This window comes from Methylosinus sp. KRF6 (assembly GCF_018887255.1).
GTDB lineage: Bacteria > Pseudomonadota > Alphaproteobacteria > Rhizobiales > Beijerinckiaceae > Methylosinus > Methylosinus sporium.
In genome coordinates, this window is record NZ_JAHLJF010000001.1 from 1140829 (window position 1) to 1159375 (window position 18547).

17 protein-coding genes and 1 pseudogene are annotated in these 18547 nt (G+C 65.4%); 14 read left to right on the forward strand and 4 right to left on the reverse strand.

The window, feature by feature from the left end:
• The first annotated feature begins 11 nt into the window (after window positions 1-11).
• The 3 genes from ybgF (at window position 12) to ftsH (ending at window position 4229) form a co-directional block, all read left to right on the forward strand.
• Complete coding sequence (ybgF, locus tag KP010_RS05520; RefSeq protein WP_142864644.1) at window positions 12-1085, forward strand: tol-pal system protein YbgF; 1074 nt, start codon at window positions 12-14, stop codon at window positions 1083-1085.
• Window positions 1086-1110: 25 nt separating this feature from the next.
• On the forward strand, window positions 1111-2112 hold the full coding sequence (tilS, locus tag KP010_RS05525) for a tRNA lysidine(34) synthetase TilS (RefSeq protein ID WP_142864643.1): 1002 nt from the start codon (window positions 1111-1113) through the stop codon (window positions 2110-2112).
• 191 nt (window positions 2113-2303) lie between these two features.
• Window positions 2304-4229, forward strand: coding sequence for an ATP-dependent zinc metalloprotease FtsH (gene ftsH / locus KP010_RS05530; RefSeq protein WP_216280516.1), 1926 nt, complete (start codon window positions 2304-2306; stop codon window positions 4227-4229).
• Window positions 4230-4298: 69 nt separating this feature from the next.
• Here ftsH and KP010_RS05535 read toward each other — a convergent pair.
• A pseudogene (locus KP010_RS05535) lies at window positions 4299-4628 on the reverse strand (YnfA family protein); the annotation flags it as partial.
• The gene (gene arsC, locus KP010_RS05540; RefSeq protein ID WP_108917272.1) at window positions 4625-4975 is read right to left on the reverse strand and encodes an arsenate reductase (glutaredoxin); all 351 of its coding nucleotides are present in this window, start codon (window positions 4973-4975) and stop codon (window positions 4625-4627) included. The gene arsC and the pseudogene KP010_RS05535, both read right to left, overlap by 4 nt.
• Before the next feature lie 272 nt (window positions 4976-5247).
• Here arsC and glmM point away from each other — a divergent pair, with 272 nt between their 5' ends.
• The 7 genes from glmM to KP010_RS05575 all read left to right on the forward strand — a co-directional run bounded on the left by glmM (window position 5248) and on the right by KP010_RS05575 (window position 12205).
• The gene (gene glmM / locus KP010_RS05545; RefSeq protein WP_108917271.1) at window positions 5248-6597 is read left to right on the forward strand and encodes a phosphoglucosamine mutase; all 1350 of its coding nucleotides are present in this window, start codon (window positions 5248-5250) and stop codon (window positions 6595-6597) included.
• 185 nt (window positions 6598-6782) lie between these two features.
• Window positions 6783-7631, forward strand: coding sequence for an outer membrane protein (locus tag KP010_RS05550; RefSeq protein WP_142863954.1), 849 nt, complete (start codon window positions 6783-6785; stop codon window positions 7629-7631).
• A gap of 144 nt (window positions 7632-7775) precedes the next feature.
• The gene (gene xseA, locus KP010_RS05555) at window positions 7776-9350 is read left to right on the forward strand and encodes an exodeoxyribonuclease VII large subunit (protein WP_216280517.1); all 1575 of its coding nucleotides are present in this window, start codon (window positions 7776-7778) and stop codon (window positions 9348-9350) included.
• Window positions 9351-9427: 77 nt separating this feature from the next.
• Window positions 9428-9931 (forward strand): DUF2948 family protein, encoded by a 504-nt coding sequence (locus KP010_RS05560; protein ID WP_244620608.1) that lies wholly within the window; start codon window positions 9428-9430, stop codon window positions 9929-9931.
• 28 nt (window positions 9932-9959) lie between these two features.
• Window positions 9960-11261, forward strand: a complete 1302-nt coding sequence (gene hisD / locus KP010_RS05565; RefSeq protein ID WP_142863952.1) for a histidinol dehydrogenase — start codon at window positions 9960-9962, stop codon at window positions 11259-11261.
• Window positions 11218-11742, forward strand: a complete 525-nt coding sequence (locus KP010_RS05570) for a UPF0262 family protein (RefSeq protein ID WP_253203546.1) — start codon at window positions 11218-11220, stop codon at window positions 11740-11742. Before hisD ends, KP010_RS05570 begins: the two co-directional genes overlap by 44 nt.
• A 4-nt stretch (window positions 11743-11746) precedes the next feature.
• A complete protein-coding gene (locus tag KP010_RS05575) occupies window positions 11747-12205 on the forward strand; it encodes a low molecular weight phosphatase family protein (protein ID WP_142863951.1) in 459 nt (152 codons plus the stop codon).
• Between the two features lie 50 nt (window positions 12206-12255).
• On the opposite strand, the gene KP010_RS05580 is transcribed toward KP010_RS05575, so the two are convergent.
• Window positions 12256-12666, reverse strand: a complete 411-nt coding sequence (locus tag KP010_RS05580; RefSeq protein ID WP_142863950.1) for an MAPEG family protein — start codon at window positions 12664-12666, stop codon at window positions 12256-12258.
• Window positions 12667-12977: 311 nt separating this feature from the next.
• Between KP010_RS05580 and KP010_RS05585 the strand changes: the two genes are divergently transcribed.
• Window positions 12978-13424: a helix-turn-helix domain-containing protein gene (locus KP010_RS05585; RefSeq protein WP_142863949.1), complete on the forward strand. Its 447-nt coding sequence runs from the start codon at window positions 12978-12980 to the stop codon at window positions 13422-13424.
• Here KP010_RS05585 and KP010_RS05590 read toward each other — a convergent pair.
• On the reverse strand, window positions 13309-14475 hold the full coding sequence (locus KP010_RS05590; RefSeq protein WP_246659949.1) for an amidase: 1167 nt from the start codon (window positions 14473-14475) through the stop codon (window positions 13309-13311). The two genes, KP010_RS05585 and KP010_RS05590, sit on opposite strands and share 116 nt — an antisense overlap.
• 131 nt (window positions 14476-14606) lie before the next feature.
• On the opposite strand from KP010_RS05590, the gene KP010_RS05595 reads away from it, so the two are divergent.
• The 3 genes from KP010_RS05595 to KP010_RS05605 all read left to right on the forward strand — a co-directional run bounded on the left by KP010_RS05595 (window position 14607) and on the right by KP010_RS05605 (window position 18173).
• Entirely contained in the window at window positions 14607-15305 is a 699-nt protein-coding gene (locus KP010_RS05595) for an aquaporin (RefSeq protein WP_142863956.1), read from the forward strand.
• A gap of 82 nt (window positions 15306-15387) precedes the next feature.
• A complete protein-coding gene (locus KP010_RS05600; protein WP_216280518.1) occupies window positions 15388-16194 on the forward strand; it encodes a cyclase family protein in 807 nt (268 codons plus the stop codon).
• Window positions 16195-16307: 113 nt separating this feature from the next.
• Entirely contained in the window at window positions 16308-18173 is a 1866-nt protein-coding gene (locus tag KP010_RS05605) for a M48 family metallopeptidase (protein WP_142863946.1), read from the forward strand.
• Window positions 18174-18547 lie beyond the last annotated feature (374 nt).

Here is an 18547-nt window from a genome sequence, read left to right on the forward strand (position 1 = left end):
ATGATTCCGCCATGAAGCTTTCGTCACGTTCCATTTTCGTCGGCGCCGTCCTCGGCGTCGTGACGGCCGCCGGCGCGGCCTTCGCGGCCGAGCCCGAAAATAACGGACCGCGCCTCGACAAGATCGGCCAGGGCCTTCAGAACATCGGCCAGAATATCGGCCGCCGTCTCGATGTGACGCAATTGTTCGGCCATCGCGACCCGGAGGAGGACGCCGCCGGACGCGAGGCCAGCGCGGCGAGCGTCCGCATCGACCGGCTCGAAAATCAGATCCGCTCGCTCAACGGTCTCGTCGAGGAATTGCAGCACAGCGTGCGGCGGCTGGAAGATCAGCTGCGCCGCTCGCAGGAGAACGCCGCCGGCCTGCCGCCCGCCGCCGGATCGGCGCAGCCGCCGCGCGCCGTCGCCGCGCCGGAGGCGCCGCCGCCCGGCCCGGGCGCAGTCTCCCCTGTCGGGCAGCGGCGCGGCGACGCTTTCGACCCCAGCCTCAATCCGAATGCTCCCGGCGCGCCCCGCCCCATCGGCGCGACTCCGCCGAGCGCGCCGCTTCCGACGGGCGGAGTCGGCGCCTCGGATCTGCGTTCGCCCGGCGCCCCGCTCGACCTGACGCACGGGCGTCTCGGCGAAGCGCCGCCGGCCGCGCCAGCGCCAGCGCCGCCCGCCGCGACCTCGGCTGCGCTCTCGCCGGCCGCCACCCCGCCGCAAACGCCGAGAGACGAGTTCGACCTCGCCGTCTCCAAACTGCGTCAAGGCGAATATGAAGCCGCCGAAACGGGTTTCGCCGGCTTTCTCACGCGCAACCCGAAGAGCCGTCTCGCGCCGCAGGCGATCTTCAACCTGGGCGAGAGCTATTTTTTGCGGAAGCGCTATCGCGAGGCGGCGGAGAAATTTCTCGAGATCACGGCCAAACATGCGAGCTCGCCGCAGGGGCCGGAGGCCATGCTGAGGCTCGGCCAATCGCTGCACGAGATCGGCGCCAATGAGCAGGCCTGCGCCTCATTCGGCGAAATCGCGGTGAAATATCCGGGCGCCCCGGCGCGGGTGAAAGAAATCGCTCAGCAAGAAAGCAAGAAGGTGCGATGCTGACGGGCCCTCTCGTCTGAATCGCTTCATGCCCGCCGAACCGCCCCTTCCCGATCCCGCCGACGCGCTGGCGCCGCTCGCCGCTCATGAAACGTTGCTGCTCGCCGTTTCCGGCGGGCCGGATTCCATCGCTCTGATGCTGCTCGCCGCGCGCTGGCCGCTCGCGGCGCAGAAGCGCATCGAGATCGCCACTGTCGACCATGGGCTGCGCGCCGAAGCGGCGCGGGAGGCGGCGCAAGTCGGCGACTGGGCGCGCGCGCGCGGATTTGTTCATCATATTCTTCGATGGCAGGGGAAAAAGCCGACGACGCGCATTCAAGAGCGCGCGCGGGAGGCGCGCTATCGCCTGCTCTGCGCCTGCGCGAGAGAGATCGGCGCGAGCGCCATCGTCACCGCTCATCACGCCGACGATCAGGCCGAGACCGTGCTGTTCCGTCTGACCCGCGGCAGCGGAACGGCCGGCCTCGCCGCAATGGCGACGGAGTCGCGCATAGAAGGGCTGCCGCTGCTGCGGCCGCTGCTGCGCTTTCGCAAAGCGGAGCTGGAAAATGTCTGCGCCGTCGCCGGACAGGATTTCGTCAGCGATCCCTCCAATGAGAATCCCGCCTATGCCCGCGTGCGGTTGCGTCGTCTCGCCGCCACTCTGGCGGCGGAAGGACTGGACTCTAAAGCTCTGCTGCGCCTTTCCGCCCGCGCCGCGCGCGCCGAAGAAGCGCTCGCCTGGAGCGCCGAGCGCGCCGCGCTGGAGCTGCCGGCCGAACGCGAGACGAAACGATTCCACGTCGCGGCCGCGGCCTTGCGCGCTCTGCCGCGCGAGCTGCTGCTGCGCCTGCTCGCAGCGGAGATCGCGCGCATCGGCGGCGGCGAGCCGCGGCTCGAGCGTCTGGAGCGCGCAGGGGAAGGGCTCGCCGCGGCGCTCGCGGCCGAAAGGCGCTTCAAAACAACGCTGGGCGGCGCCATTGTGACATTGGAGGGCGACGCCGTCGCCATCGCGCCCGAGCCGCCGCGACGGCGCGCCGAAATCACCTGACGGCCGCAAAAAAGCCACTCCGTTTCGATCGTATGACGTTTCGATCGAAGGATCTCGTCGACACGCGCGCCGTTCGCTCGGAAGCGCTCGAGGCGCTCTCTTGGCAATCGCTTCCGACGCGCCTAGATTACAGGAAACGACTTTCGTTTTCCGGGATGGCTCGGGCGGAATCGTCATTCGCAAGGTTCGACATGAACGCAAACTTCAGGAACATCGCTCTTTGGGCGATCATCGGGCTGCTCGTCGTGGCGCTCGTCATGCTGTTCCAGCAGCCGGGTCAGCGGACTCCGATCCGCGATATCAGCTTCAGCGAATTGCTCACGCAGATCGACCAGGGGCGCGTCCATGACGTGACCATCGCCGGCAATGAGATCAGCGGACATTTCTCCGACAATCGGCCGTTCTCGACCTATGCGCCCAATGATCCCTCGCTGGTGCAGCGCCTGACCGCGAAGAATGTCGCCATCAGCGCGCGTCCGCCGGCCGACGGCAACAGCTGGCTGATGACTCTGCTCATCAACGGCCTGCCGCTCATCGCCTTCCTCGGCGTGTGGATTTTCCTGTCGCGCCAGATGCAGGGCGCCGGCGGCCGCGCGCTCGGCTTCGGCAAGTCCAAGGCCAAGCTGCTGACGGAAACGCAAGGCCGCGTCACTTTCGAGGATGTCGCCGGCGTCGACGAGGCCAAGGAAGACCTCCAGGAGATCGTCGAATTCCTGCGCGATCCGCAGAAGTTCCAGCGTCTCGGCGGCCGCATTCCGCGCGGCGTGCTGCTCGTCGGCCCGCCCGGCACCGGCAAGACGCTTCTCGCCCGCGCCATCGCCGGCGAGGCCAACGTCCCCTTCTTCACCATCTCGGGCTCCGACTTCGTCGAAATGTTCGTCGGCGTCGGCGCGAGCCGCGTGCGCGACATGTTCGAGCAGGCCAAGAAAAACGCGCCCTGCATCATCTTCGTCGACGAGATCGACGCTGTGGGTCGTCACCGCGGCGCCGGGCTCGGCGGCGGCAATGACGAGCGCGAGCAGACGCTGAACCAGTTGCTCGTCGAGATGGACGGTTTCGAAGCCAATGAGGGCATCATCCTCATCGCCGCCACCAACCGTCCCGACGTGCTCGATCCCGCGCTGATGCGTCCCGGCCGCTTCGATCGCCAGATCAATGTGCCGAACCCCGACTTCATCGGCCGCGAGAAGATCCTCAAGGTTCACGCCCGCAAAGTGCCGCTGGCGCCGGATGTGGATCTGAAGGTCGTCGCGCGCGGCACGCCCGGCTTCTCGGGCGCCGATCTGATGAACCTCGTCAATGAAGCGGCGCTGCTGGCGGCCCGTCGCAGCAAGCGCATCGTCACGCGCCAAGAGTTCGAGGACTCGCGCGACAAGATCATGATGGGCGCCGAGCGCCGCACTCTGGTGATGACGGAGGAGGAGAAGCGCCTCACCGCTTTCCACGAGGGCGGACATGCGCTGGTGCAGCTCAACATGCCGGGCTCCATCCCGATCCACAAGGCGACGATCATCCCGCGCGGCCGCGCGCTGGGCATGGTGCAGGGCCTGCCGGAGCGCGACCAGATCTCGCAGAGCTTCGAGCAATTGAAGGCCATGCTGGCGCTGGCGATGGGCGGACGCGTGGCGGAAGAGCTGGTGTTCGGCCGCGACAAGGTGACCTCGGGCGCGGCGAGCGACATTCAGCAATGCACGCGCATCGCCCGCGCGATGGTGACGCAGCTCGGTTTCTCGGACAAGCTCGGCACGGTGGCCTATGCCGATCCGCAGCAGGAGCAGTTCCTCGGCTATTCGATCGGCCGCACGCAGACCCTCTCGGAGGCGACGCAGCAGACGATCGACGCGGAAGTGCGGCGCCTGGTGCAGGAAGGCTATGAGGACGCGCGGCGCATTCTGACCGAGAAGCGCGGCGATCTCGACGTGCTGGCCAATGGCCTTCTGGAGTTCGAGACGCTGACCGGCGACGAGATGATCGGCCTGCTGCAGGGCAGGCGCCCAGTGCGCGAAGATGTGCCGCCCGCGGCCCCGCCGGCGCGCCCCTCGCCCGTGCCGACGGCCGGCCGCACGCGCCCCTCGCCCGAGCCGGACGCCGGCGGGCTGGAGCCGCATCCGGTCTGATCGGACGGACCCGATTTCAAACAAAAGCCCGGCGCGAACCGCCGGGCTTTTTTTTGCGCTCAGCCGGAGCGGGCCGAGAAGAATGAGCACGGCGCCGATGAGGCAGATCGTCGCGCCTATCGCATCCCAGCGATCCGGCCGCACGCCTTCCACGGCCCAGAGCCAGACGAGCGAGGCGGCGATATAGACGCCGCCATAGGCTGCAAAGGCGCGGCCGGCGGCCTCCGTCTCCACGCGGGTGAGCAAAGCGGCGAAAGCGAAAAGCGAGAGCGCGACGGGCGCGAGCCAGAACGCCGATTTGCCGAGCCGCGCGAAAGCCCAGAAGGCGAAGCAGCCGCCGATTTCCGCGAAGGCGGCGCCGATATAGGCGAGCAGCGTCGCCGCGCCGACCCCGCTCACGCGAGCAGCGCCTCGACGGCCTCCGGCGGGCGGCACAGAGCGGCCTTGTCGCCGATGACGACGATCGGCCGCTCGATCAAGACCGGATGCTTCTCGATCGCGTCGAAGATCGCCTCGTCCGTCACCGAAGCATCGCCGAGGCCGAGCTCCGCGTAAGGCGTACCGCGCTCGCGGAGAATGTCGCGCACGCTTTTCCCCATCTGCTTCAGCAGCGCCTTCAGCGTCTTTCGGTCCGGCGGCGTCTTCAGATATTGCACGATCTCGGGCTCGAGCCCGGCCTCCTTCAGCCGCGCGAGCACCTTGCGAGACGTGCCGCAGGCGGGATTGTGATAGATGACGACCTTCATCGAGCCCCCCGGATCATGTTAGCGTGGCGCGAGCATAGCCCCGCCGCCGAAAGGGCGAAACCGGGCCATACGCACAGACCACAGGGCGAGAAAGGCGATGGAAGCGGCCAATATGAGAAGCGATATTTCTTCATATCCTTTTCCGATGATGCGCGTAGGGACGGATTTCGTCCGAAAACGCCCATAATCTCGAGGTCGATTGGCGCCGCGGCGGCGGCGCTCGCGCCTTTCCGGCGTCGCCGCCCCCGCCGTTTCTCGGAGAACGACAAGCAATGACGCGCAGCTATTTCGGCACGGACGGCATCCGCGGACGCGCCAATCAGAAGATCACGCCCGAGCTCGCGCTCAAGGTCGGCCAGGCCGCCGGCCTCGTGTTCAACCGCGAGAGCGAGAGACGCCATCGCGTCGTCATCGGCAAGGACACGCGGCTCTCCGGCTATATGATCGAATATGCGCTGGTCGCCGGCTTCACCTCGGTCGGCATGGACGTTCTGCTGCTCGGCCCGATGCCGACGCCGGCCGTGGCAATGCTGACGCGCTCCATGCGCGCCGATCTCGGCGTGATGATCTCCGCCTCGCACAATCTCTTCGAGGACAATGGCATCAAGCTGTTCGGCCCGGACGCCTTCAAGCTCACCGACGAGACGGAAGCCGAGATCGAGAAGCTCATCGACCGCGATCTGACCAGCCGGCTCGCCGGCCCGCAGCAATTCGGCCGCGCCAAGCGCGTCGAGGATGTGCGCGCCCGCTATATCGAATACGCCAAGCGCACGCTGCCGCGGAACATGAGCTTCGAGGGATTGCGCGTCGTGCTCGATTGCGCCAATGGCGCCGCCTATAAGGTCGCGCCGGAAGCTCTCTGGGAGCTCGGCGCCGAGGTCATCACCATCGGCGACCAGCCGGACGGCTTCAACATCAATCGCGACGTCGGCTCGACCGCCCCACAGGCGCTGCGCGACAAGGTGCGCGAGATGCGCGCCGATGTGGGCATAGCGCTCGACGGCGACGCCGACCGCGTCATCATGGTGGACGAGCTCGGCCATGTCATCGACGGCGATCAGCTGATGGCCGTCGTCGCCCGCAGCTGGCGCGACGACGGCCTGCTCGCCAAGCCCGGCGTCGTCGCGACCATCATGTCCAATCTCGGCTTCGAGCGCCATTTGCAAGGGCTCGGATTGACGCTCGAGCGCACCGCCGTCGGCGACCGCTATGTCATCGAGCGGATGCGCGAGCTCGGCTACAATCTCGGCGGCGAGCAATCGGGCCATGTGATCCTCTCCGATTACAGCACGACCGGCGACGGGCTCGTGACCGCCATGCAGGCGCTAGCCGCGGTGAAGAAACTCGGCCGCCGCGTGAGCGAGGTATGCCGCTGCTTCGAGCCGCTGCCGCAAGTGCTGAAGAATGTGCGCGCGCGCGGCGCGAAGGCGCTGGAGCAGGAGCGCGTCATCGCCGCCATCGAGGCGGGACGGCGGCGCCTGGAAGGCTCCGGGCGCCTCGTCATCCGCCCCTCCGGCACGGAGCCTGTCATTCGCGTGATGGGCGAAGGCGACGACCCCGAGATCGTCGTCAGCGTCGTGGACGATATTTGCGACGCGCTGACCCGGGCCGAGGCGGCGTGAAGAGCGAATAGCGAATAGGGTTTTGGGAGTAGCGAGCAGCCGATTTGCTACTCGCTACTGCCGCTCGACTACGTACATCGCCAGTAAGGTTAACTCCACTTTAAGCGTTCTCCCTCAATCTTCCTTCACATTGGCGCCAGCCAAGGGTCCGCGCCGCGGTCCTCTATCGTGAAGGGAAGACATTTATGGGCAAGACGAGAGCCCTCTTCATAGCGGCCGCATTCGCTTCCGCCATGACCATGAGTTTCAGCGCATTCGCCGCCGATCTTCTTCTGCCGCCGCCTCCGCCGCTCGAGCCGCCGCCGCCCGCCGATTTCGGCGGCTGGTATCTGCGCGGCGATGTGGGCGTCGGCGTCAATCAGATTTCCGAGCTTCGCTCGACCTTCAGCCCCACCGTCCTGGTGCCGGCGCCGCAGTTCGATCAATATTCGATCGGCGACAGCGCTTTCGCGGGCGGCGGCGTCGGCTATCAGATCAACAATTGGTTCCGCGTCGACGTGACGGGCGAATATCGCACCGCCTCCAACTATCGCGCCACGCAGAGCTACGCCAACATCTTCGGCCTCGCCTGCGGCGCGCGCTGCTACGACATCTACAGCGCGCAGCACAGCGCCGCAGTCTTCCTGGCCAATGGCTATGTCGATCTCGGCACCTGGTACGGGATCACGCCCTTCGTCGGCGGCGGCGTCGGCGTCGCGGTCAATTGGCTGAACAATCTCTATGATCTCTCGGCGCAGCCGGCCGGCGGCTTCGGCATCGCCCAGGACGCCACCAAGACCAATTTCGCCTGGGCCGTGATGGCGGGCCTCGCCTATAATATCACGCCCAATTTCAAGGTCGAGCTCGGCTATCGCTATCTCGACATGGGCAAGTTCCAGACGAATGTGATCGGCTGCCTCGCCGCCGGCTGCGCGGGCGAGCGCCAGACCTTCCAGCTCGCCTCGCACGACATTCGCCTCGGCTTCCGCTACGCGCTGATGGCGCCGGCGCCGATGCTGATGGCGCCTCCCGGCCCGCTGGTCCGCAAATACTGACTTTCGGCCTCTTCTTCCGAAACCTCAGGGCGCGCGGCTCGCGAGAGCCTCGCGCCTTTTGTTTTGCGCGTGCGCCGTCGCAATCCTCTGGACGAGCGCCCGGTCCCCCTCGCGAGACGGCGCAAAATCGGCCATATCTCGTCCATGGCCAAGCGTCCCGCCAAATCCCCAGCCCCCGAGGGCGACGATCCCGCCCTGCCGATCGCCGCCGGGCCGAATGTGCCGGAGCTGTCCGTCTCCGAGCTCGCCAATGCGCTCAAACGCACGGTGGAGGATCGCTTCGGCCATGTGCGCGTGCGCGGTGAGATCACCAATTATCGGGGGCCGCATTCCTCGGGCCATGTCTATTTCAGCCTCAAGGACCAGAACGCCCGTCTCGACGCCGTGATCTGGAAAATGACCTTCCTGCGCCTGCGCGTGAAGCCGCAGGAGGGGCTGGAAGTCGTCGCCACCGGCAAGATCAGCACGTTTCCGGGCAAATCCTCCTATCAGATCGTCATCGAAACTCTGGAGCCGGCCGGCGCCGGCGCGCTGATGGCGCTGCTCGACGAGCGGCGCAAGCGCCTCGCCGCCGAGGGACTGTTCGACGCCGAGCGCAAAAAGCTCCTGCCCTTCCTGCCCCTCGTCGTGGGCGTCGTCACCTCGCCGACCGGCGCGGTGATTCGCGATATTCTGCATCGGCTGCTGGATCGTTTCCCGCGCCGCGTGCTGGTGTGGCCGGTTCGCGTGCAGGGGGAGACCTGCGCCGCGGAAGTGGCCGCGGCGATCGACGGCTTCAACGCTCTGCCCCCCAGCGGCCCGATTCCGCGGCCGGATGTGCTGATCGTCGCGCGCGGCGGCGGCTCGCTCGAGGATTTGTTCAGCTTCAATGAGGAGATCGTGGTGCGCGCGGCGGCGGCGAGCGCCATTCCGCTGGTCTCTGCCATCGGCCATGAGACCGACACCACGCTCATCGATTTCGTCGCCGATCTGCGCGCGCCCACTCCCACAGGCGCCGCAGAAAAATGCGTGCCGGTGCGCGCCGAGCTGGTGGAGCATACGGCGACGCTCGCCCGCCGCCTCGCCGGGGCGGAGCGGCGGCTTCTCGACGCCAATCGGCGGCAGCTCGCCTCGCTGCAGCGCGTGCTGCCGGCTGGGACGCAATTGCTGCTCGCGCCCGCCCAGCGCGCCGATCGCGCCGGCGAGCGGCTGCGCGGCAATTTGCGACGCGCGCTGGACGGCAGGCGGCTCGCGCTCTCGCGCGTCTCCCATGTGCTGACCCGCCACTCGCCGCAGGCGGAGCTGGCGCGCGCCTCCGAGCGGCTGAAGGGCCTGCATGCCCGCCTGCGGCAGGGCCTCGCCGCCCGGCTCGCCCTCTCCCGCCGGGAGGCCGAGGGCGCACAAAGGCGCCTCGACCATGCCGAGCAGCGGCTGCGCTCGGCCTTCGTCCGCATATTGGACGAGCGGCAGGCGCGGCTCGTGCGGCTCGATCAGCTACGCAAGACGCTCGGCTATGAGCAGGTGCTCGCGCGCGGCTTCGCCCTTGTGCGCGACGAGACGGGCGCCTTGCTGCGGCAGGCGGCCGATGTCGCGCCGGGCCAGAGGCTGGATGTGCAATTTTCTGACGGCCATATCGCCGCGCAGGCGGAATCCGGCGGCGCGTCGCCCGCTCCGGCCCCTACCGCACGGCCGAAGCGCGGAAAAGACAAGGGCGGCGGCGACCAGGGCTCACTCTTTTGAAACCACGTGGCAAACTTCCACTCGGCGTGCGCCGTCGCCTCAGCGGCGCGGTTGCACAGCGAAACGGCGCTCGCCATATGCTCGAACAGGAGGCCCGCTCCATGTTCAAGCGCTCGTCATCGCCACAGCACGATGGTCTGAGGCTCCAGGCAATGGACGCCGAGGACCTCTCCTGCCTCTCCGCCCTGCTTCAGGACGCGCTGGTCCGCGTCGGCGATATCGCCTTTCTGCCCGAGCAGCGTCGCTTCGCCTTTCTCGGCTGCCGCTATGATTGGGCCGCCGCCGAGCAGGGCAAACGCGAGCGCTGCCATTCCGGCGTGCATTTCGACGGGGTGCGGCGGGTCCGTCAGCTCAAAATCGCCCGCGACCGGCCCGAGGCGATTTTGGAGCTGCTGGCCGTCACTTTCGAGCCCGCCGTCGAGCCCCCCGGGGGCGTGGTGACGCTGATTTTCGCCGGCGGAGCGGCGATTTCCTTGGACGTGGAGTGCGTCGAGGCCCGCCTCCAGGACCTCGGTCCGCGCTGGGCCGCGAAAGCCTGTCCGTCACATGAGCTTGACGAAGACGGCGAGGGAAGGTCATGACAACCGGAAATACCGGTTGGAGAAGAACATGACTTGGCGATTGGATGCGTCGGCGGCGGATTTCGAGGAGCGCTTCACCGCGCTGCTGGCGACGAAGCGCGAGGCCGCCCAGGACGTCGACGACACCGTCCGCGGCATTATCGAGGATGTGGCCGCCCGCGGCGACGCGGCGCTGATCGATTATTCTAAGCGCTTCGACCATATCGACCTCGCCGAAACCGGCATCGCGCTGACGAAAGCCGAGATCGACGCGGCCGAGGCCAAGGTTCCGAAGGAGACGCTGGCCGCCCTCGATCTCGCCCACGCCCGCATCAAAGCCTTCCACGAGCGCCAGCGGCCGCAGGACCTGCGCTATAAGGACGAGGCCGGCGTCGAGCTCGGCTGGCGCTGGAGCGCGCTCGAATCGGTCGGCCTCTATGTGCCGGGCGGCACCGCCTCCTACCCCTCCTCCGTGCTGATGAACGCCGTGCCGGCCAAGGTGGCCGGCGTCGATCGTCTGGTGATGGTGGTCCCCGCCCCGCATGGGGTGATCGACCCGCTGGTGCTGGCCGCCGCCAAGCGCGCCGGCGTCGACGAGGTCTATCGCGTCGGCGGCGCGCAGGCCGTCGCGGCGCTGGCCTATGGCACCAAGTCCATTCGCCCCGTGGCCAAGATCGTCGGCCCCGGCAACGCCTGGGTGGCCGCCGCCAAGCGCCGCGTCTTCGGCCTCGTCGGCATAGACATGATCGCCGGCCCCTCGGAAATTCTCGTGCTCGCCGATAAGACCGCCAATCCCGATTGGGTGGCGATCGATCTGCTCGCCCAGGCGGAGCACGACGAATCGGCGCAGTCGATCCTCATCACCGACGATCCTTCCTTCGCCGACGCGGCCGCCGCCGCCGTCGAGCGCCAGCTGGCGACGCTCTCGCGCTTCGAGATCGCCTCCAAGAGCTGGCGCGACTATGGCGCGATCATCGTGACCAAGAACCTCTCCGACTCCATTCCGCTCGCCGACCGCATCGCCGCCGAGCATTTAGAGATCGTCTCGGAAGACGCCGAGGAGCTGGCCGCCAAGGTGCGCAACGCCGGCGCGATCTTCATCGGCGCCTATACGCCGGAGGCGATCGGCGATTATGTCGGCGGCTCCAATCACGTTCTGCCGACGGCCCGCTCGGCGCGCTTCTCCTCCGGCCTCAGCGTGCTGGATTTCGTGAAGCGCACGTCGATCTTGAAATGCGACGCCGCCTCGCTGAAGGAGATCGGCCCCGCCGCCGTCGCTCTGGGCGACGCCGAGCGGCTGCAGGCGCATGCGCGCTCTGTGGCCGTGCGCCTCGATCAGCGCGGGGCGTGAGGTGTCGACAAGCGCGACCAAGCGGCTGATCTCCGTCACGCTCGATGAGGCATCCATCGGGCGTGGCACGGCGGATCAGGAGCATGAGCGCGCCATCGCCATCTATGATCTCATCGAGGACAACAGCTTCGCGCTGGAAGGGCATGACGGCGGGCCTTACGCCCTCGTCATCGCCCTGCATGACGCCAAGCTCGTCTTCGACGTCCGCGACGAGGCCGGCGCCACGATCGTCACGCATATTTTATCGCTGACGCCCTTCAAGCGCCTGCTGAAAGACTATTTTCTCGTTTGCGAGACCTATTACGCCGCGATCCGCACCGCGACGCCGAGCCGGATCGAGGCGATCGACATGGGCCGGCGCGGGCTGCACAATGAAGGCGCGGCCCTGCTCGCCGAACGGCTGAAGGGCAAGATCGACTGCGACTCGGACACTGCGCGCCGCCTCTTCACGCTGGTCACGGCCCTGCATTGGAAGGGCTGAGCCCATGCCGGACGGAGGCGGACCCGTATCACGGCCGAGCGCCGTGCTGTTCGCCTGCACGCAGAACGCCGTGCGCTCGCCCATGGCGGAAGCGCTGGGGCGTCATTATTTCGGCCGCGAGATCTATTTCGCCTCCGCCGGCCTGAAGCGCGGCGAGAGCGACCCTTTCGCCATCGCCGCGATGGACGAGCTCGGCGTCGATATATCCCGCCACAAGCCGCACACTTTCGAGGATTTGGAAGATTCCAACTTCGATCTCATAGTGACTCTGTCGCCGGAATCGCATCACAAGGCGCTGGAGTTCACGCGCACAATGGCGGTCGACGTCGTCTATTGGCCGACGCTCGACGCCACCGCGACCAGCGGCTCGCGCGAGACGATCATGGAGTCTTATCGCGCCGTGCGGGACTCGCTGTCGAAGCGCATCTTGAAGCTGCTGTCGGTGGAGCATGGATCGGATTGAAGCCTCGTCTTCGTGGCGTGATGCGCCACGAAGACATGAAGGACACGAGATCACCCATGCGCCAGAATAGCGAAGAGCAGCGTGAGCTGACAGAAGAAGCCGATGAGGAACATCGGCGTGCGCACCCATGGCAGGCCCAGCGTGTAGACGACATAATGCGCCGCGCGCGAGGCGAAGAACAAGAGCGCAGCGAGCGCCGTCGCCGAGGTGCCGCCGCCGACGATCTGAATCGTCAATGCGAGCACGGCGAAGACGACGAGATTTTCGATCATATTCGTGTGAGCGTTTTTGGCGCGCTGCGCCCATGGCGCCTTGGTGGCGACATCGCGCAGCGGATCGCTGAATGTCGTGATCGGCCCCAGCTCCAATATGCGCTGCAGAATATAGGGAATCCACAAGACCGAGGCGAGGCCGGCGGTCAGCACGGTCCAATAGAGCTCGGGAGAAATAGCGTTGGTCATAGCGTGTCGCTCTCCTCATTCGTCGAAGACGAAAGCAAGCTAGCGAAGCGCCGCGCATTGGTGAAGTACGCAGAAATATCGCCGATACCGACGAACTTTGTCGATACGGCAATAAATGATACCAACCTCGAATGGAGGGCGCATCCACCCTCCCCTTCAGGGGGAGGGTCGGCCGGCGATAGCCGGACGGGGTGGGGTCCAACGGCGAAGACTCGGGGCGTCACCCCCTCCCGAGCGCATTCGCGCTCGACCTCCCCCCTCGAGGGGGAGGTGGAAACGCCTCACTCGGCAAGGGTTAGGAGCACCATCCCATGCGCAAGCAGCGGCACGTAGAATATGACGAATGCCCGATCGAGGGCGCGATGGATATCATCGGCGGCAAATGGAAGCCGTCGATCCTCTTTCGTCTCGCCGATGGAACCAAGCGCTTTTCCGAATTGCAGCGGCTGCTGAAAACGATCACGCAGCGCACGCTCACCCAGCAATTGCGCGATCTCGAGCGCGATCGCATGATCTCGCGCCACGTCTATGCGGAAGTGCCGCCGCGCGTGGAATACAGCCTCACCGAGCGCGGCCGCTCGCTGGAGCCGGTGCTGGCGCTCTTGTTCCGCTGGGGCGTCGACAATGTGCTGGCGGAAAAGGCTACAGCCCCGAAAGCCCCCGCGCCACGGCGATCAGCCGACGGTCCGACCAGCGTGGGCCGATCAATGAAATCGCAAGCGGCGGCGCGCCCGCGGGCCGCGAAAGCGGAACGCTGATCTGCGGCAGGCCGAAGAAGCTGGCGAAAAGAAACGTGCGGAACATCTGATAGCGCTTGGCGTCGAGCGCTTCCTCGCTCTCGCCCAGCCGCGGCGAGACGAAAGGCGTCGTCGGAACGATGATGAGGCTGTTCTCGCCGAACATGGCCGCGACACGCGCGCGCGCATCGCGCCGAAAAGCGTCGGCCTCGGCTTTGGCGGCGGGCGTCACTCTCGACGCCATGTCGAAGCGCTCGGCGATGCCGGGACCGAATTGCGGATGTTCCGCCGCGATCCAGGCGCCATGCGCGCCCCAGGCCTCATAGGCCTGGAGATTGCGGAAATGACGCAGCGACTCGGTCCAGAATTCCTCGCCCAGCGCCGCGTCTCGCTCGGAAAATCCTTGCGCGACGATGGCGCGCGCCGGCGCCATGGCCGCGGCGGTCTCGGCGTCGCATTGCGCGAAAGTCTCGCCGAGGAAGACGGCCTCGTCGAATGCGCCTTGCGTGAGATCGCGCGGCAGCAGCGCGTCGCCGACCCGCGCCATGAGATCGATATCGCGCGCGAACCAGCCGATGACGTCGAGCGAGGCGGCGAGCGGAACGACGCCATTCACGCAAATCGCGCCATGCGAGGAGCGAAATCCGTAAATTCCGCAAAAGGCCGCCGGCGCGCGGCAGGAGCCGGCCGTATCCGTGCCCAGCGCGAAATCGGCGAGGCCCGCCGCGACAGCCGCCGCCGAGCCGGAGGAGGAGCCGCCCGGATGGCGATCCGGCGCAGCGGGATTTTTTGGCGTTCCATAATGGGCGTTGGCGCCCAGCAGGCTATAGGCCATCTCGTCCATATGCGCCTTGCCGACCAGCCGCGCGCCGCAAGCGAGCAGCCGATCGACGACGGGCGCATTGATGGCGGCGGGCGCATGAGTCGCCGCCCATGTCGGCTGGCCATTGGCGGAGACGAGGCCCTCGACGTCTATGTTCTCCTTGACGACGAAGCGCGCGCCCGAAAGCGGCCCCTGCGCCGACGCCGAAACATCGAGCGAATGCGTCAGAGCGGACGAAGAGCCCGACATTCTGTTTCCTCCCATCGAGCGCCGTGCGATCATTCATTGCGGGTTCATCGGCGATGCGGATTTTCGACGGTGATCCGACTTTTGCAAGATGCGGATTCGATTTTCACGAAACGACAGGTGCGGAAATGACAATCAAGAAATATGTCGCCGAGGCGATCGGCGCAGGCGCGCTGGTGCTGCTCGGATGCGGCTCGGTGACGCTCGGCGAGCTCGGCGGCGTGCTGAGCTCGACGCAAGGGATCGGCCCGCTCGCCGTGCTGCCCATCGCCTTCGCCTTCGGCCTCACCGTGACGGCCTTCGCTTATGGCATAGGGCCGGTCTCGGGCTGCCACATCAATCCGGCGGTCTCGATCGGCGTCTGGTCCGCGGGGCGGCTCTCGACGCTCAATCTGATCGGCTACATCATCGCGCAATGTCTCGGCGCCATCGTCGGCGCGGCGATCCTCTATGCGATATTGAAAGGCCGCGAAGGCGGATATGACGTCGCCGTCGCCGGCCTCGGTCAGAATGGCTGGAGCAATATTTCGACGACCTCGGCCTTTTTGGCGGAATTCGTCGGCACATTCCTGTTTCTGGTCGTCATCCTCGGCGCGACCTCGACCAATGGCGGCTCCGCCTCGGCGGGCGTGGCCATCGGCCTCGCCCTCGTCGTCATCCATATCGCGCTCATTCGCGTGACCGGCACCTCCGTCAATCCGGCGCGCTCGCTCGGCCCGGCGGTGTTCGTCGGCGGCAAGGCGCTGGAGCAGCTGTGGCTGTTCTTCGCGGCGCCGCTGCTCGGCGGACTGACCGCCGGCCTGCTGTTCCGCTGGCGCAGCCTGGAGCCCTGACGGGATCGCTCCGGCCTCCACACGATTGAGACGGAGCTTTCGGGCGTGGCAGGATCGCTTCTCTTTGCGAGGAGATCGATCGATGGCGCATCACCCGATCCGCGGCTTGGTCCTGGCCGCTTTTCTCTCATCCATGATCGCGGCGCCGGCCTTCGGCCAGAGCCTCGATCTCTCCAAATCGACCATCGTCGATCTCACCCATCCCTTCGACTCCAAAACCATTTATTGGCCGACCTCGCCCTCGGGCTTCGAGCTCAAATCGCTGCACAATGGCCTCACCGAGCGCGGCTATTTCTATGCCGCGAACAGCTTTTGCTCGCCCGAGCATGGCGGCACGCATCTCGACGCGCCATTGCATTTCGCTCGAGGCCATTGGACCAGCGCCGAAATTCCCGTCGATCGCTTCGTCGGGCCGGCCTTCGTCATCGATGTGAGCGCCAAGGCCGCCGCCGATCCCGATTACACGCTGACGCCGGAAGACATAGCCGAATGGGAGGCGGCGCATGGGCGCATTCCGCCAAGCGCGATCGTGCTGCTGCGCACCGGCTGGAGCGCGCGCTGGAGCGACCGCAAATCCTATCTCGGCGATGATACGCCCGGCGACGCAACGCATCTGCATTTCCCCGGCTATGGCGCGCAGGCGGCGGCGCTGCTCGTCGTCGATCGCCGCGCCAAGCTCATCGGCATAGACACGGCGAGCGTCGACAATGGCCCGTCGCAGGATTTTCTGGTGCATCGCATCGTCGCCGGCGCCGACGCCGCCGGGCTCGAGAATCTCGACAATCTCGACAAATTGCCGGCGACCGGCGCGGTGGTCTTCGCTCTGCCGATGAAGATCGCCGGCGGCACCGGCGGCCCGGCGCGCATCGTCGCCGTCGTGGCGCGCTAGATGATTGGTCCCGTTGTATAAAGGCGTTGGCGGGCGGCAATGTTGCGGTCTCCCCGTACGCGTCCTATAAGGCGGGTGATCAATTTCGGACTCCGCAGATTAAAGGGTCATAAATGCGTGTTTGCATTTGCGTTTCGGGGCAGTTGCGCACAAGCGATGAGGCGCTGGTGAGCTTGAGGAACGCAACGGCCGGGCTCGACGCGACATTCATCTTCTCGGTATGGGATCGGATCGGCGCGAAAGTGGACGGTCCGCTCAACATCCATCAGCTGGTGAGGCTTTTCGAGGCTCCCGCTATCGAAACACTCCCGATCGGCTGGTTTGGCGCGGATAAATTTTGGCGTCGTTTGCCGACAGTGCGCGACTTTTTGACGGAGCAAATGGCGTCGGAAAACCCCGATCGCATCGCGACTCGCATTCACAAAATATTTCCAGACGCAATTATCGATCTCGAAGCGCCCGATTTGCTTTCCCTGGATTTCGACACGGAACGTGACGATAAGAACTCGGTCCGCATGTTATATAAGATTTGGCGCGCGAACGAGATAAAGCGAAAAATCGAGCGCCAGGACGGAAAGTTCGATTGTGTTATAAGAACTCGGCCAGATCTATTCGTATTTAAAATCGACACAGATCTGATAACGTCGACATGCTCTGACAATAAAATATTTATTTGCTCATTTAATGAACAAAAGACATTCATCGGCGATAGCTTTGCCGCAGGAACATCGCGTGCGATAGATCGATACTCGTCACTATTTGGAGCTGCTATTTCATCCCAGAGCGAGTGGACGCATATTCACGTAAATCTCGCCAAACACCTCAGCGACGCCGATATCGATATCGAGCGCTATCCACATCTCGGGCTATATGCCAATGATCAGATGGTGACAGCGACGGAATTGGCCGCGTTGCTCGAAAAAATGCGGGGGACCGACGACTGGTCGGTCCAGCATGAGATCACAGCGAGAACCCTCGCCGCCAATTTGGCCATTGCTGGCGATGACGCGGAAAGCGCGCGACGCAGCCTCATCATCGAGGGTGAGATCGCAGACAGCGATCTCGACCATCTCGACGCTTATTTTTTCGTTCTGGCGAAGACCTACGAAAAACTCGACGAGCATGTAGCGAGTGGCCTCTGCGCGCTCCTGTCGATATGGCTGCGTCATTCGTCGGATATCAATATCCAAGGGGCCACCGTGAGCGCTTTTGCTCACGCATGCGCGCGTATCGCCGATTGGACCGTCATCGAGGACCCGCAGCGACTGGCCGACTATTTCTTGACTGGCCCACGCCCCGTGCAGAGTGAGAGGCTCCTCGGGAGAGCCCTCGCGAGACTGCAAGAGAAAGAGGGGCTCGAGGTCATCGAGACAATCGCGAGAACAATCAGCGAAGCGGCCAGCCATATCGTTTTCTACGGGGCGTATTTGGAACGGGCGAGCGATGCGACAATTCCTGGGTTGCGTCGATTAGCTGAAACTGTCGGCTACGATCGTCACCCGGAATTCCTGCGGCTGCTCGTATTATTCGGAGGACGAACCGGCGATCGCGACGGAACAATCGAGGCGCTACAGTCGATGGTGGACGGTGGAATAGCGTCGGTTCACGAGCGATTTCGGTTAGCGGATCTTCTCAAACATGCGGGACGCTTCGAAGAGGCCTATCGCGAGCAATTCATAGCGGTTCGCGAATCTCCTGGGCATGCCGGGGCCAATCGACAGATGGCTGAGCTCTGCTTTAGTGTCGGCGAAGAGATCCAAGGGGCCGAGTTCGCTTGGACAGCATATAATCTCGACCCGAACGAACCGTCCCATCGGTTGCTGGTCTGTTACGCAGAAATTCGTCTCGGACGCGTGACCCCTGGCGCAAATTTCCCCGTGGACGCGCCATTGGCCGCGCTGCCGCACGTAGCCCTGTGGGTTCCGGACTTTGCCGGCACGATAGATCGTCACGTCAATTCGATGACGTCGGCTAAATGACCCAGGAAATTCCGTAGCCGAATCGAAGTCGCATGGGACCGAGGATGCCGCGCCTCCCGTGCCCACGGCTCCACCCGCGCCGCGCTATGCCCTCATGGGATATGGCTACGGCCCGCACTCACGCCAGCTCCCATTATCACAGAATTGCTTTCCGCGGATATGCGCGTCTCGCAATGATCCGATCATAGGCGCGTCCTATGGTCAGAATACGACGAGAGCGAGAGCCATGACGCGCAGCTCTCCTCGCCCATTATGCGCCGGCCGAGACGGTCGGCGTCTTCGCCCCCCATCGGCTATGAAACTCGTGTCTTCGTCAGCGATCTGCCGGCGCCGCCGAGCGCGAGCGCCGTGACGCTGATGTCAGCTGCGCGTGA